This window comes from Acidovorax sp. M14 (assembly GCF_049331375.1).
In the GTDB taxonomy this organism is placed as follows: Bacteria; Pseudomonadota; Gammaproteobacteria; order Burkholderiales; family Burkholderiaceae_C; genus Acidovorax.
Genome location: NZ_CP186263.1, coordinates 3,580,838 through 3,594,842, shown reverse-complemented (window position 1 = coordinate 3,594,842; position 14,005 = coordinate 3,580,838). Strand labels below are relative to the sequence as shown.

Here is a 14,005-nt window from a genome sequence, read left to right as displayed (position 1 = left end):
GTTGCTTGGGTTAAGCAATGGCCGTGCCAGAGTTTGTGCACTGATCTGGGGTGACAGCACAGGGGCCTGCCCTGTGCAGCGCGCGTTGGGGGGCGGTAGCCGTGGACCGGGCTGCGCGCAGCGGTGCATGCATGCACCAGCTTGGGCATGGAACCTGCATGGAGCTGGTGCATGAGTTTTGAACTGGACATCGGCCACACCTCGCAGGCTGGGCGCAACGAAGTCAATGAAGACTTTGCCGCCCTGTTGCAGGGGCAGGGGCGCGACCGCGAACGTGGCGCCATTGCAGCCATTGCCGATGGAGTGAGCACCGGAGGCAACGGGCGCGAAGCCGCCCAGACCACGGTGAACACGCTGGTGAACGACTACTTCGCCACGCCCGACACCTGGGACACCACCGTGGCGCTGGACCGCATCCTGAGCGCGCACAACGGCTGGCTCGCGTCGATGAACCGGCGCCGCCAGCCCGCCGTGGGCCTGACCACGCTCACCGCCATCGTGCTGCGCGGCCAGTCGTACACGCTGGCCCATGTGGGTGACACGCGCGCCTATCTGTTGCGGGGCGGCCGGCTGCAGCTGCTGACGACCGACCATGTGATGGCGCAGCGCGACTTTGCCCACCAGCTCACCCGCGCCATGGGCCTGGACGACCATGTGGTGGTGGACTACAGCCAGGGCGAACTGCACAGCGGCGACCTGCTGGTGCTCATCTCCGACGGCGTGCACGGCAGCCTGCCCGAGCGTGAACTGCGTCAGCTTCTTGGAGTGGACGCGAGTGCCCAGGCACTGAGCGACGAGATCACGCGCGCAGCCCTGCGCCGGGGCAGCGCCGACAACGTGACCGCGTTGGTGGTGCGGGTGCAGGGGGCGCTGGAGGCCACCTTGCAGGACGAGTCCCGCCGTGCCCTGGAGCTGCCCGTGCTGCCGCTGCTCAAGGTGGGCGACCCGGTGGACGGCCTGGTGGTGACCGCGCTGGTGGCCGACAGCGGCGTGCATCGCATCTACCAGGTGCGCGACCCGGCCACCCAGCGGCTGTATGCGCTCAAGACCCTGGTGCCCGCCCGCGCGCACGATGCGCAGGAGCGCGCCACGCTGGCGCACGAAGCCTGGGTGGCCCGGCGCATGCAGTCCGGCCACGCGGCGGTGCACCTGGCGCGCCTGAACACCTGGCCGCCCGAGCAGGGCGGTGCAGGCCCCGGCGCCAGCGCGTTTTATCTGCTCTACGACTGGCACGCAGGGCAGACCCTGGGCCAGCGCCTGCGTGCCCGCCAGCACCTGGGGGTGCCCCAGGTCGTGTCGGTGGTGATGCAGGCGGCGCAGGTGCTGGGCTGGCTGCACCGGCAAGGCGTAGTGCACCGCGACATCAAGCCCGACAACCTGCACCTGGGCGACGACGGCGTGCTGCGGGTGCTGGACCTGGGCGTGGCCCTGTCAGGCCGCGAGCCCGAGGCCACGCGCCGCCTGCACGCAGGCACCCCCAGCTACATGAACCCCGAGCAGTGGCCCGGCTACGAGAAGAACGGCGACCCGGCCGGCCAGTTGCCCGATGCGGGCAGCGACCTGTTTGCCCTGGGTGTCACGCTGTACCAGCTGCTGAGCCATGGGCGCCTGCCCTATGGCGAGGTGGTGCAGTACCAGCTAGGCCGCTACCATCGCGACCCGGTGGCGCCCAGCCGCCACCACCCCAGCGTGCCCATCTGGCTGGACCAGATCGCCTTGAAGGCCGTGGCCCGCCAGCGCACACAGCGCTTTGAAACCGCCGAGGAGTTGCTGCTGGCGCTGGAACGGGGTGCGTCACGCCCTTTGTCCGCCCCGGGCCCACAGCCGCTGATGCAACGCGACGCCACGGCGCTGTGGAAGATCGCGTTGGCGGTGAGCGTGCTGGTGAACCTGTTGCTGGTGTACTGGCTGCTGTTTTTGCCTAGGTGAGGCGATTGATTTGCTATTAGAAATATAGCTATCAAGGTATGAGGAAATTCCGCTGGGCGCCTATTTGGCTTGAAATGCGGCAAGGTGCTGCCGCGCCCTAACGGCTACGCCGTTCACGCGCCACGCGCGCGTCCACCTTTCTCCGCCCACGTGCGGGTCCAGCGGATCTGCATCACCCGCAACAACACCAGCATGGCAGCGGCACACACCGCAATGGCCACGAAGCCCCACAGGTAGGTGCCGGTGTACTGCCGCGAGAGGCCCATGCCGTTGGGGATGAGGCCGCCGCCCAGCGCGCCGATCTCACCAATCATCGAGCCCGCCACCGCCGTGGACAGCGGCCAGCGCAGCGGCACCAGCTGGAACAGCGCGCCGTTGCCTGCGCCCAGTGCGGCAAAACACACCAGAAACAGCAGCATCGTCACCGGCAGCGAGTTCTCGGCCAGGCCGCACAGCACCATGCTCACGGCGGTGATGGCCAGCACACCCGTGAGCGTGTTGACGCCGCCCCAGTGGTCCGACAGCCAGCCGCCCATCACCCGCAGTGCGGCACCCAGAAAGGCCGCCAGCATGGTCAGCTGCCCGGCCTGCACCTTGCTCACGCCAAACTGGTCGTAGAAGTAGCTGGGCAAGAAGGCCGTGAGACCGATGAAGCCGCCAAACGTCACGGCGTAGATCAGGCTGAAGGCCCAGCCGTCTTTTTCAAACAGGCAGGCAATGTGCTCGCGGAATGTGGCGTGGGGCGCGAGGTCGGGGGGCTCCTTGGCATACACCGCCATCACCACGGCGGGCACAGCCACGCTCACGGCGGCAAAGCCATACACCGCCTGCCAGCCAAATTGCTGCGCCAGAGCGGGCGCCAGCAGTGCGGCTACCGCCGTGCCCACATTGCCTGCGCCCACGATGCCCATGGCCAGCCCCTTGAAGCGCGGTGGGAACGAGCCCGAGCCCAGCGACAGCGCCACGCCAAAGCTCGCCCCCGCCACGCCCAGCAGAATGCCCAGCGCCAGCAGGTCGTTGAAGGTGTGCACGAACAGGTAGCCATAGCCCATGGCCACAAAGATGCCTGCCATCTCGACCAGCGTGGCGCGCTTGCGCCCGATGTACTGCGCCAGGATGCCCAGCGGAAACCGCATCAGCGCGCCCGCAAAAATGGGGATGGACAGCATCATCCCCATTTGCGTGGGGGAGAGCTGGAAGCTCTCGCGGATGAACGGCGCCATCGCACCGTTGATGACCCACACCGCGCACGAAAAACCGAAGTACAGAAACGACGCCCACAGCGTGGGGGCGTGGCCGGATTTGAGGAACTCTCTGAAGTAATGCATGGGTGTGAGTGCAAAGGGCAGGGGGGCTTGCCCCTTGGCCCGGCCAGAAAACAAAAAAGCGTCCACACGGACCACGCGGGCTGACCAGCCCCAACGCACCCCATGAAGACGCCAACGTCCTGTTCGCCCAATCCGCCATTGCACCGGGCTGACACGCGGCCAGCGTTGGCCGCGCCTAGTGGCAAGCAATGGCTATGCCAGTGCCGCCGGAGGCGGCGCCAGGGCTACCGCCAGCCGTGCTGTGAAGACTGGATAAACCTCTGCAGCTATCAAAACTGAAGCGAGTGGTCTGCCTGTTGTTCACATTGGTGCGTTGCAGCGGAGGGCGTTGCACTGTGTTGGTGTGGCGCACCAGGCTGGTGAATTCGCGATGGCGGCGCTATTTATCTGTTTCAAATCCCCGGCATTCGTCATAGGATGTTCCTGACTTTTCCACTGCCGAGTTGCCCGGTTCTGGAGCGACAAGGCACCCAAGAAATGGGGATCCCATGCGCGTCAATTTGCCGGTCAGCCAGCACGAATATGCGTTTCCCAAGGGCCAGACCCTGGTGTCCACCACGGACCTCAAGGGCCGCATCCTGTACTGCAACCCGATGTTCATCGAGGTCAGCGGCTACGAAAAGGAAGAGTTGCTGGGCCAGCCCCACAACATCGTGCGACACCCCGACATGCCCGAGGAGGCCTACCGCGACATGTGGGAGACCATTGCCAAGGGCATCCCCTGGTCGGCCCCCGTCAAGAACCGGCGCAAGGACGGCACGTTTTACTGGGTGATGGCCAACGTCACTCCGCTTATGCAGGGCGACCAGCCCACCGGCTACATGTCGGTACGCACCGAAGCGACGCGCGAGCAGATCCAGGCGGCGGATGCCTTGTACAAGCAGATGCAGGCCGAAAAGCAAGCCGGTACGCTGGTGCACCGGCTGTCGGCCGGTCAGCTGGTCAAAGACACTCTGTGGGGCCGCGTGGGCCGGGCTCTGGCGCTGGGGCCCATGGGCAAGATGATGGCGTGCACCCTGCTGCTGGTGGTGGCCTCGTGGTGCGCGGCCTTGCTGGGCGGGCACACGCTGTCGCTGGCCTCGGGGGCGGCGTGGCTCGGGGTTGTGGTGTTAGCGCTGGGCATGGCGGTCTACCTGCACCAGGTCACGGTGGCACCGTTGTCGCAAATGCTGTTGTGGGCCAACCGCATGGCGGCGGGTGACCTTACCCAGAAGATATCGGCCACGCGCAGTGACACCGTGGGCCAGCTGCAAAAGGCGCTGGCGCAGCTCAACGTGAACCTGCTGTCCATCGTGCGCGACGCGCGGCAGGAGAGCGAGCATATGCAGGTCTCCACCCGGGAGATCGCCCAGGGCAACCAAGACCTCTCGTCCCGTACCGAGTCGCAGGCCAGCAACCTGCAGCAGACGGCGGCGTCGATGGAAGAGATCACCGGCACCGTCAAACAGACCGCAGAATCCGCGCGCCAGGCCTCGGTGTTGGCCACCCAAGCGACCGAGGTTGCCGAGCGCAGCAGCAGCGCGGTGGACGGTGTGGCCGACACCATGAAGCAGATCCAGGCCGCGTCCGGCCGCATCAGCGAGATCACGCAGCTGATCGACTCCATTGCCTTCCAGACCAACATCCTCGCGCTGAACGCAGCGGTGGAGGCGGCCCGCGCTGGCGACCAGGGGCGTGGCTTTGCGGTGGTGGCCTCGGAGGTGCGCAGCCTGTCGCACCGCACGCTCTCGGCTGCCAAGGAAATCCGCCAGCTGATCGATGACTCGGCCACCAAGGTCACCGAAGGCCATGAAAAGACCGATGCCGCGCAAAAGACCATGGCCGAGTCGCTGGAGCTGGTGCGCCGGGTCAACACGCTGATCGGCGAGATCCACAGCGCCTCCAACGAGCAGCTCAGCGGCATCTCGCAGGTCAACTCAGCCGTGGCGCAGCTCGATACCATCACGCAGCAGAACGCTGCGCTGGTGGAAGAGAACGCCGCATCGGCCATGCAGCTCAATGGCCAAGCGCAGACCATGACCGAGACGGTGCAGGTGTTCCGCATCGACGCGTCGGCACCCACCCAGTCGCGCGATGCGGTGGCGCTGCGCAAGGAGATGAAGGCCTCATCCAGCAGCCGGGCGCTGGCGGCGGCCTGAGTTTTTGCGGAGCCGCGCCGCACGGTGCCGCCCCCGAGCCGGCACGGTGCCTCAGTGCCTCCCTGCAACGGATGTCGCCAAGCCTCGGTCAGCGCCTTGCTGGAGGGCCGGCGCGCAGCGGATCAACAGACATCAGGTGCTCTCGCGCACCGTCAGCTCAAACCCCAGATTCACCGAGTTGTGCTCGGGCACCTCGCCGCGCATCAGCGCCAGCAGCATGCGCGCGCTGGCCTCGCCCACGGCAGCACGGGGTGTGCGCACCGTGGTCAGCGGCGGCAGCATCTGGTCGCTGCCTGCCAGGTCGTTGAAGCCCGCAATCGCCACCTGGCCGGGCACCGAAAGACCCAGGCGCTGCGCGGCCAGCAGGCCACCCTGGGCCAAGTCGTCGTTGCAGAAGAACACGGCATCGACACCTGGGCGTGTGCGCAGCAGCTCTTCCAGCAGTTCGCAACCCAGGCGCATCGACGAGGGCTGAGGGCTCAGCAGTTCCAGCTTGGGGTCGTACAGGCCTGCGTCGCGCAGACAGCGGCGGTAGCCCTCGGCGCGCTGCATGGTGCGCGGGTCCAGCTGGGCGGCCACAAAGGCGATCTTTTGGTAGCCCCGTGCCAGCAGGTGGGCCGTCATGCTGTGGCCCGCGTCCTGCTGCGAAAAGCCTACGCAGAACACGCCGGGCGCCGAGGTCATCTCCATCAGGTGCACGCAAGGCACGCCGCTAGCGGCAATCAGGTGGCGCGACGCCTCGGTGCGGTCAAAGCCGGTGACCAGCAGGCCCGCCGGGCGGTGCGCGAGGTAGGTGCGCAGCAGTTGCTCTTCCTCTTGCGGGTCGTAGTGCGTCACGCCGATCAGCGCCTGGTAGCCCTGCGGGAACAGGGTGCGGTGCACGGCCTCCAGCACGTCCACAAACAGCGCGTTGGACAGCAGCGGCACCAGCACCGGCACCTGCACGCTGCGCTGTGACGCCAGTGCGCGGGCGGCGGGGTCGGGCACATAGCCCAGTTGCTCTGCCGCGGCCTTCACGCGCTGCACCAGTTCTTGCGCCACCCCGCGCTCGCCCCGCAAGGCGCGGGACGCGGTGATGGGGCTGACCTCGGCGGCCTTGGCCACGTCGCTCAGCGTGATGCGGCCGCTGGAACGGCGTTTGGCGTCGGGTTTTGTCTCGGGTTTGTTCAAGGGTTAACCCTCATGGGGCTGGGGGTGGATCTGGTTAGGATAGCGCTGTCCAAACTCTTGGGCAAGGCAACGCCAGCCATTTTGGATCAAGTTGCTCAGCTTGCCACAGTTTGTGCGGCATCCAGACCGGGTGCCTTTTTTATGGATTGTTTGGATAGCGCTACCAATATGAGTTTTCAAGCGTCACCCGCTTTTGTGGTCGTCATGGGCGTGGCGGGCTGTGGCAAGTCCAGCCTGGGTTCTGCCCTGGCACAGGCCGAGGGCCTGCCCCTGATCGAAGGGGACGACCACCACAGCCCCACGAGCCGCGAAAAGATGCGCCAGGGCATTGCACTGACCGATGCAGACCGGGAAGGCTGGCTGACCACCTTGGGGCAACTGCTGCAAGCCCAGCCCCAGGGCGCGGTGCTGACCTGCTCGGCGCTCAAGAAGGTCTACCGGGACCGCTTGCGCAACGCCTGCCCCGGGCTGCGTTTCGTCTTTCTGGAGATCGACCGCGCGAGCGCAGGCCAACGCGTGGCCGCCCGTGCGGGTACCCATTTCTTCTCCAGCGCCTTGGTGGACAGCCAGTTCGCCACGCTGGAATCCCCCGTGGGCGAGGCGGGCGTGCTGCGCCTGGATGCATTGCTGGACCTGCCCACGCTGCAACAGCAAGCCTCGGCCTGGCTGGCCACGAAGGAGACTGCATGAGTTCCCCCGCACATCAAGCCGTGCCGCAGAGCCGCTTTGCACGGACTTCCCAGGTGCTCATGGCCAGCTGCCTGGGCGTGATGGCCGTGGCCGTGTTCATCAACGTGGTGCTGCGCTACGGCTTTGGCAGTGGCGTGGCGGCCAGCGAAGAGCTGTCGCGCCTGCTGTTCGTCTGGATGGTGTTCATCGGTGCCGCAGCGGCTTATCCGGCCGGTGAACACATGGCCTTCACCAGCCTCGCGGGCCTGCTGGCCAAGCGCCCCGTGGCGTTTGGTTTGCTGACCGCCGTGATCCGCCTGCTGGTGATCGCCGCCTGCGCCATGCTGGCCTGGGGCGCCTGGCAACAGGTGGTGGTGGGCATGGGCAGCCGCTCGGTGGTCATGGCCTACCCGGCGGCCTTGCTGCCGCTGCCAGCCTTTTTGTGTGCGGTGGCCATCGGGGTGATGGCGACCATTGAATTGATTCAACGCAAGCCCTTGGACCTGGGCCGCGGCGCGGAGGTGGAGTGATGTTCGGACTGACGCCTGAAGCCTTGGCCTTTGTGGTCTTTTCGCTGGGCATGCTGGTGCTGATGGGCACCGGCATGAACATGGGCCTCGCCCTGGTGCTCACGGGCGCTGGCATGGCCTGGGTGCTTGACTTCTGGGACGCGCAGCTGCTGGCCCAGAACCTGGTGGCGGGGGTGGACAGCTTTCCGCTGCTGGCCGTGCCCTTCTTCATCCTGGCCGGTGAGCTGATGAACTCGGGTGGCATCAGCCGCCGCATCATCGACATGGCGCAGGCCTGGGTGGGGCACATCCGGGGCGGGTTGGGCTATGTGGCCATTGGCGCTGCGGTGCTCATGGCCAGCATGAGCGGCTCGGCCCTGGCCGACACGGCGGCCCTGGCCACCATTCTCTTGCCCATGATGCGGCAGCAGGGCTACCCCATGAACACGTCTGCCGGGCTGATCGCCTCGGGCGGCATCATCGCGCCCATCATCCCGCCGTCCATGCCGTTCGTGATCTATGGCGTGACGACCAACACCTCGATCTCGGCGCTGTTTGTGTCGGGCATCGTGCCCGGGCTGATGATGGGTGTGGGCCTCATCTTTGCCTGGCGCTGGGTGCTGCGCGGCATGGACCTGCCCCAGGGCGAGCCCCTGCCCATCAAGGACCGTCTGCGCGCTACCGTGCGCGCCTTCTGGGCCATGCTGATGCCGCTCATCATCATCGGCGGCATGAAGACGGGGGTGTTCACCCCCACGGAAGCCGCCGTGGTGGCCGCGTTCTACGCCCTGGTGGTGGCGCTGTTCGTGCACCGCGAGATGAAGCTGGCCGACATCTATGGCGTGCTGGTGCGCGCAGCCAAGACGACTTCTATCGTGATGTTTTTGTGTGCTGGCGCCCAGGTGGCCAGCTACATGATCACGCTGGCCGACTTGCCCAACGTGCTCACCAACTGGCTGGGCCCGCTGGTGGAGAACCCACGCCTGCTGATGGCCGTGATGATGATCGTGCTGGTGCTCATCGGCACGGCGCTGGACCTTACGCCCACCATCCTGATCTTTGCGCCCGTGATGCTGCCCATCGCCGTCAAGGCGGGGATCGATCCGGTGTATTTCGGTCTGATGTTCGTGCTCAACGGCGCCATCGGCCTCATCACCCCGCCGGTCGGCACCGTGCTCAACGTGGTCGCCGGGGTAGGGCGCATCTCGATGCACAGTGTCATCAAGGGCGTGAACCCGTTTCTCATCACCTACGTGCTGATCCTGGCGTTGCTGGTGGTCTTCCCGCAGATCGTGACTGCGCCCGTCGTCTGGCTGCGCTAGCCGTTAGCTGTTTGCTTGTTCCTCTTTCCCGTTTTTCTTGCCAATGGAGACAACCATGAAAACTTTCCGTCGCACCCTGCTGGCCGCTCTGTCGGTCGCTGCCATCACCTGCTCGTTCCAGGCCGCAGCCCAAGACTTCAAGCCGCGCATCATCCGTTTTGGCTACGGCCTGAATGAGGACTCCAACCAGGGCCGGGCCACCAAACTGTTTGCCCAGGAAGTGGAAAAAGCCTCGGGCGGCAAGATGAAGATTCGCGCCATCGGTGCCGCCGCGCTGGGCTCGGACGTGCAGATGCAGCAGGCTCTGATCGGCGGCGCGCAGGAGATGATGGTGGGCTCCACGGCCACGCTGGTGGGCATCACCAAAGAAATGGCGATCTGGGACACGCCGTTCCTGTTCAATAACGCCAAGGAAGCCGACGTGGTGCTGGACGGCCCCGTGGGCCAGAAGGTGATGGACAAGCTGCAGGAAAAAGGCCTGGTGGGCCTGGTGTACTGGGAGAACGGTTTCCGCAACCTCACCAACAGCAAGCGCCCTGTCAACAAGCTGGAAGACATGGACGGCATCAAGCTGCGCGTGATGCAGAACAACGTGTTCCTCGACAGCTTCAAGACCCTGGGCGCGAATGCTGTGCCGCTGCCGTTCTCCGAACTCTTCACCGCGCTGGAAACCAAGACGGTGGACGGCCAGGAGAACCCCTACAACACCATCCTGTCGAGCAAGTTCTATGAGGTGCAGAAGTACCTCACGGTGACCAACCACGTCTACAGCCCCTGGATCGTGCTGGTCAGTAAGAAGTACTGGGATGGCCTGTCGAAGGCCGAGCAGAAGGTGCTGCTCGATGCCGCCAAGAAGAGCCGCGACTTCGAGCGCCAGGACACGCGTGCCGAGGCCGACAAGGCGCTGGCCGACCTCAAGGGCAAGGGCATGCAGGTCAACGAACTGCCCGCCGCCGAAGCCAACCGCATGCGCGAAAAGCTCAGTGCTGTGAACGCCAGCATTGCCGCCAACGTGGGCGAGGGCTTGTGGAAGGAAGTGCAGGGAGCCGTGGCCCAGGCGCGCGCTGGCAAGTAAATCGGGGTGGACGCCATTGGCAGCCTTTGAGCTGTCGATGGTGGGCTTTGACCTCTCCGTGTAGCGAAGCGCCATGAAAAAGGCCGAGACCCCAACAGGGGCCTCGGCCTTTTGGCATTTGCAATCTTCCACCTGCACCGGAGTGCAGGCCGATCCAATTACAGGGAGCCGATTTCGCCGGAAGAGATCTGGCCGGTGCGCACGGCTTCAGCAGCCTGGGCACGCACAGCAGCACGGTCAGCGGTGGACTTGTAGGTCACCACACGCGAACCAGCGGGTTCGATGCTGCGTGTTTGAGCCACGGTAGCGGCTTCGGCTTGCACTTCAGCGCGGGTGCGGTTGGTTTCGAACTTGGTGGCGAATTGCGAAGCATCGGCTTCGTCAGCCTGGGCACCAAAAGAGGCGAAAGCAGCCACAGCAGCGATGGAGAGGAAACGGGCAGCGTTGTTCATGATGAAACTCCTGTGAAATTCAAAAAATTGGGGACGATGTGTCTGGAATACGCGGTGGGTGACGTGGTGGATTCAACGGGTTGAATCAGCCGCCTTCAGCAGGGCCCACGCGGCCAGTGCGCATGGCTTGTGCAGCAGCTTCAGCACGCACGGCAGCGCGGTCAGCCGTGGACTTGTAGGTCACCACGCGGGAGCCAGCGGGCTCTTGGCTGCGCATTTGCACGGCGGTGGTGGCTTCAGCGATCACTTCAGCGCGGGTGCGGCTGGTCTGGAATTGGGTGGCGAATTGCGAAGCGTCGGCTTCGTCAGCCTGGGCGCCAAAAGAGGCGAAAGCAGCGACAGCGGCGATAGACAGGAAACGTGCGGTGTTGTTCATGATGGAAATCCTTGAAGTTAAAAAAGCGTCTCAAAAAAACCGGGTGAAGATCAGAAACGACTCGCTTCGCACCGGGTTCGGTGAGTCGCCTTGCGGGTTCGGCTCATCGATGGGATGAACTGTACGCCGGTGCTGTTCAGAGAAAAACCACTGAGTCGCGAACTAACTGTTCCAGTATTGGAAACAATCTTTCGGGCTGTCTGCCGTGTTTGCCGGCCTTTGGAACCCTGGCGGCTAGCCAAGGAAACCGCTGGGCGCTGGCACGCGGCAGATGTCGAAAAGAGGAGCGTGGTCGGTGCGGTGAACATGGGCTCCATCGTGCCGGGGCAGCCCGGGGGCGTCGTCTCGCCGCGGTTTCGCTTCTTTTCAGTTTGTTTCGCAGCGTGCGCTCTGCAACGGTACAGAAACATCCGTTGCGTTCGCTGCGCAACAGCACGCTCAAAAAGCGCCGCACATGGGGCTTGCGTGGGTTGCGCCCACGGGGCTTATGGGCTGAAATCTCTCTGTGCCTGTTTCCGTTTTCACGAGGGAGGTTTCCATGACCGCAGTCGCCAAGATTCTTCAGTCCAAACCCGACGCCACCGTCCACACCATCAGCCCTGCTGCCTCCGTGCTGGACGCTCTCCAGCTCATGGCCGACAAGGGCATTGGCGCGCTCATCGTGACCGAGGGCGCGTCCATCGTCGGCATCTTCACCGAGCGGGACTACGCCCGCAAAATTGCCCTCATGGGGCGCACGTCGGCCGTCACCCAGGTCAAGGATGTGATGACAACCGCTGTGATGTTTGTGCGCCCGGACCAGACCAGCGAGCAGTGCATGCAGCTCATGAGCAACAATCGCCTGCGCCACCTGCCCGTGGTGGACAACGGCAAGCTGGTGGGCATGATTTCCATTGGCGACCTGGTCAAGGACATCATCTCCGAGCAGAAATTCATCATTGAGCAGTTGGAGAACTACATCACCGGGAGCCATTGAGGGCAGCTCCCCGAGGCGCTATGCGCCTTCTGCCCCTTCTCTGAAGGGTTGTGCCGTTCGGGAAGGGGGACGCACCCGGCGCGATGGGGCGCCCCTTGGGGGGGGGGCTATGGTCCTGGCATGGGTACCTAAACAAAAAGGGCTCTGACCGATCTGGTCAGTGCCCTTTCCTTTTGGTGGTCTGCGCGGTGTCTGAGCTGGCCGCTCAGGCAGCTTTTTCGACGTGGCCCTGCCGCGTATAGAGAAAGTCGATCACCGCCTTGCGGTAGTGCACGTACTGCGGGTCCTCGGCCAGTTCCACGCGCTTGCGGGGGCGGGGCAAGTCCACGGTCAGCACCTCGCCAATCGTGGCGGCCGGGCCGTTGGTCATCATCACGATTTTGTCGGACAGCAGCACGGCCTCGTCCACGTCGTGGGTCACCATGACCACGGTGCTTTGGGTGCGGGCCACGATCTCCAGCAGTTCGTCCTGCAGCTTGGCGCGGGTCAGGGCGTCGAGCGCGCCAAAGGGCTCGTCCATCAGCAGCACCTGGGGCTCCATGCTCAGGGCCCGGGCAATGCCCACGCGCTGCTTCATGCCGCCCGAGATTTCGCCGGGGCGCTTTTGCCCCGCGTGGGTCAGGCCCACCAGCGCCAGCGCGGCATCGGTGCGGGCCTTGAGCTGGGCCTTGCTTTCCTTGGCGCCAAACACGCGCTCCACCGCGAGGTAGATGTTGTCAAAGCAGGTGAGCCAGGGCAGCAGCGAGTGGTTCTGGAACACCACGGCGCGTTCAGGCCCCGGGCCCTTGATCTCCTTGTTGGCGCACAGCAGCGCGCCATTGGTGGGCGTGGTCAGGCCCGCGATCAGGTTGAGCAGGGTGGACTTGCCGCAGCCCGAGTGGCCGATGAGCGCGACGAACTCGCCCTTGGCAATCGTCAGGTGAATGTCGCGCAGCGCCGGGAACAAGCCCTTGGCCGTCTTGAAGGTCTGCTCGACGCCGTGGATCTCGATGAACTTGGTGCTCATGGAGGGGTGTGCGGATGCTGCCGTGGTGGTCGTGTTCATGCTTTTACCTCTTCGAACGTAAACGCGGTGGCCAGCTTGATGAGTGCAAACTCCAGCAGCAGCCCGACGATGCCGATCACAAAGATCGCGATGATGATGTTCTTGACGTTGAGGTTGTTCCACTCGTCCCACACCCAAAAGCCGATGCCCACGCCGCCGGTGAGCATCTCGGCCGCCACGATGACGAGCCAGGCGGTGCCGACGGCCAGACGCACACCGGTCAGCATGTAGGGCAGCACGGCGGGGAAGAGGATCTTGGTGGCGATCTTCCACTCGCTCAGGTTCAGCACGCGGGCCACGTTCATGTAGTCCTGCGGCACGCGCTGCACGCCCACGGCGGTGTTGATGATCATGGGCCAGATGGAGCAGATGAAGATGGTCCAGATGGCGGCCGGGTTGGCGCCCTTGAAGACCAGCAGCCCGATCGGCAGCCAGGCCAGCGGCGACACGGGGCGCAGCAGACTGATCAGCGGGTTGAACATGCGCGACAGAAAGCTGAAGCGTCCGATCACAAAGCCTGCCGGAATGCCCACCAACGCTGCCATGCCAAAACCGATGGCCACGCGCTGCAGGCTCATCAGCACGTTCCAGCCCACACCCTGGTCGTTAGGGCCGTTGCGGTAGAAGGGGTTGCTGAACACCTCCAGCGCCTGCAGCCAGGTGTCCTTGGGGCTGGGGATGCTGCCGCCCGTGGTGGTAGATACCACCGCCCACAGGCCGACGAGAAAGCCCAGGCCACACAGCGGCGGCAGCACGGCCAGCCAGAAGCTGCGCGAGAGGGCGGACCAGTCGCGGCCAGTGGCCGCCGTGGCGGGCGCTGCAGGTGCCTTGGGGGCAGATATTGCGGCTTTTTGGCTTCTTGCGCTAGTGGATGTTGTGCTTGCAGCTACAGTATTCATAGCATTCTGTGCGGCCACGGGGGCTGCATCCAACGGGGAGTGAAAGACGGCACTGACCATGGTTTTCTCCTGTGCAGGGCTGGCTGGCGGGGTGGTCGGGCGGGCGCTGGGGCAGGC

The 14,005-nt window shown here is 64.9% G+C and carries 13 protein-coding genes; 7 read left to right on the top strand and 6 right to left on the bottom strand.

Features of this window, described 5'->3' with window-relative positions; all coding sequences use genetic code 11:
- Nucleotides 1-171: 171 nt before the first annotated feature.
- On the top strand, nucleotides 172-1,929 hold the full coding sequence (locus tag ACOYR4_RS16820) for a protein kinase domain-containing protein (protein ID WP_422847382.1): 1,758 nt from the start codon (nucleotides 172-174) through the stop codon (nucleotides 1,927-1,929).
- 113 nt (nucleotides 1,930-2,042) lie between these two features.
- On the opposite strand, the gene ACOYR4_RS16815 is transcribed toward ACOYR4_RS16820, so the two are convergent.
- A complete protein-coding gene (locus ACOYR4_RS16815) occupies nucleotides 2,043-3,257 on the bottom strand; it encodes an MFS transporter (protein WP_422847381.1) in 1,215 nt (404 codons plus the stop codon).
- A 488-nt stretch (nucleotides 3,258-3,745) separates the two neighbouring features.
- Here ACOYR4_RS16815 and ACOYR4_RS16810 point away from each other — a divergent pair, with 488 nt between their 5' ends.
- The gene (locus tag ACOYR4_RS16810; RefSeq protein WP_422847380.1) at nucleotides 3,746-5,395 is read left to right on the top strand and encodes a methyl-accepting chemotaxis protein; all 1,650 of its coding nucleotides are present in this window, start codon (nucleotides 3,746-3,748) and stop codon (nucleotides 5,393-5,395) included.
- Between the two features lie 132 nt (nucleotides 5,396-5,527).
- On the opposite strand, the gene ACOYR4_RS16805 is transcribed toward ACOYR4_RS16810, so the two are convergent.
- Nucleotides 5,528-6,565 carry a LacI family DNA-binding transcriptional regulator gene (locus tag ACOYR4_RS16805; RefSeq protein WP_422847379.1) on the bottom strand — a complete coding sequence of 346 codons (1,038 nt, stop codon included), beginning with the start codon at nucleotides 6,563-6,565 and terminating at the stop codon, nucleotides 5,528-5,530.
- Between the two features lie 168 nt (nucleotides 6,566-6,733).
- Between ACOYR4_RS16805 and ACOYR4_RS16800 the strand changes: the two genes are divergently transcribed.
- The 4 genes from ACOYR4_RS16800 to ACOYR4_RS16785 are packed head-to-tail and all read left to right on the top strand — an operon-like array spanning nucleotide 6,734 to nucleotide 10,140.
- The gene (locus tag ACOYR4_RS16800; protein WP_343736144.1) at nucleotides 6,734-7,255 is read left to right on the top strand and encodes a gluconokinase; all 522 of its coding nucleotides are present in this window, start codon (nucleotides 6,734-6,736) and stop codon (nucleotides 7,253-7,255) included.
- Nucleotides 7,252-7,764: a TRAP transporter small permease gene (locus tag ACOYR4_RS16795; RefSeq protein ID WP_422847378.1), complete on the top strand. Its 513-nt coding sequence runs from the start codon at nucleotides 7,252-7,254 to the stop codon at nucleotides 7,762-7,764. Before ACOYR4_RS16800 ends, ACOYR4_RS16795 begins: the two co-directional genes overlap by 4 nt.
- Nucleotides 7,764-9,065 carry a TRAP transporter large permease subunit gene (locus ACOYR4_RS16790; RefSeq protein WP_309822955.1) on the top strand — a complete coding sequence of 434 codons (1,302 nt, stop codon included), beginning with the start codon at nucleotides 7,764-7,766 and terminating at the stop codon, nucleotides 9,063-9,065. The genes ACOYR4_RS16795 and ACOYR4_RS16790 overlap by 1 nt, the downstream gene beginning before the upstream one ends.
- Nucleotides 9,066-9,120: 55 nt before the next feature.
- Entirely contained in the window at nucleotides 9,121-10,140 is a 1,020-nt protein-coding gene (locus ACOYR4_RS16785; RefSeq protein WP_015015151.1) for a TRAP transporter substrate-binding protein, read from the top strand.
- A gap of 158 nt (nucleotides 10,141-10,298) precedes the next feature.
- On the opposite strand, the gene ACOYR4_RS16780 is transcribed toward ACOYR4_RS16785, so the two are convergent.
- Nucleotides 10,299-10,592, bottom strand: coding sequence for a hypothetical protein (locus tag ACOYR4_RS16780; RefSeq protein ID WP_060984433.1), 294 nt, complete (start codon nucleotides 10,590-10,592; stop codon nucleotides 10,299-10,301).
- 85 nt (nucleotides 10,593-10,677) lie between these two features.
- Nucleotides 10,678-10,968: a DUF4148 domain-containing protein gene (locus ACOYR4_RS16775; protein WP_015015149.1), complete on the bottom strand. Its 291-nt coding sequence runs from the start codon at nucleotides 10,966-10,968 to the stop codon at nucleotides 10,678-10,680.
- A gap of 538 nt (nucleotides 10,969-11,506) precedes the next feature.
- Between ACOYR4_RS16775 and ACOYR4_RS16770 the strand changes: the two genes are divergently transcribed.
- A complete protein-coding gene (locus ACOYR4_RS16770) occupies nucleotides 11,507-11,944 on the top strand; it encodes a CBS domain-containing protein (protein WP_060985047.1) in 438 nt (145 codons plus the stop codon).
- Between the two features lie 205 nt (nucleotides 11,945-12,149).
- Here ACOYR4_RS16770 and ACOYR4_RS16765 read toward each other — a convergent pair whose 3' ends face one another.
- Both ACOYR4_RS16765 and ntrB read right to left on the bottom strand, forming a co-directional pair.
- Nucleotides 12,150-12,989, bottom strand: a complete 840-nt coding sequence (locus tag ACOYR4_RS16765) for an ABC transporter ATP-binding protein (RefSeq protein WP_295941125.1) — start codon at nucleotides 12,987-12,989, stop codon at nucleotides 12,150-12,152.
- Nucleotides 12,986-13,948, bottom strand: a complete 963-nt coding sequence (gene ntrB, locus ACOYR4_RS16760; RefSeq protein WP_422847377.1) for a nitrate ABC transporter permease — start codon at nucleotides 13,946-13,948, stop codon at nucleotides 12,986-12,988. Before ntrB ends, ACOYR4_RS16765 begins: the two co-directional genes overlap by 4 nt.
- Between the last annotated feature and the right edge of the window lie 57 nt (nucleotides 13,949-14,005).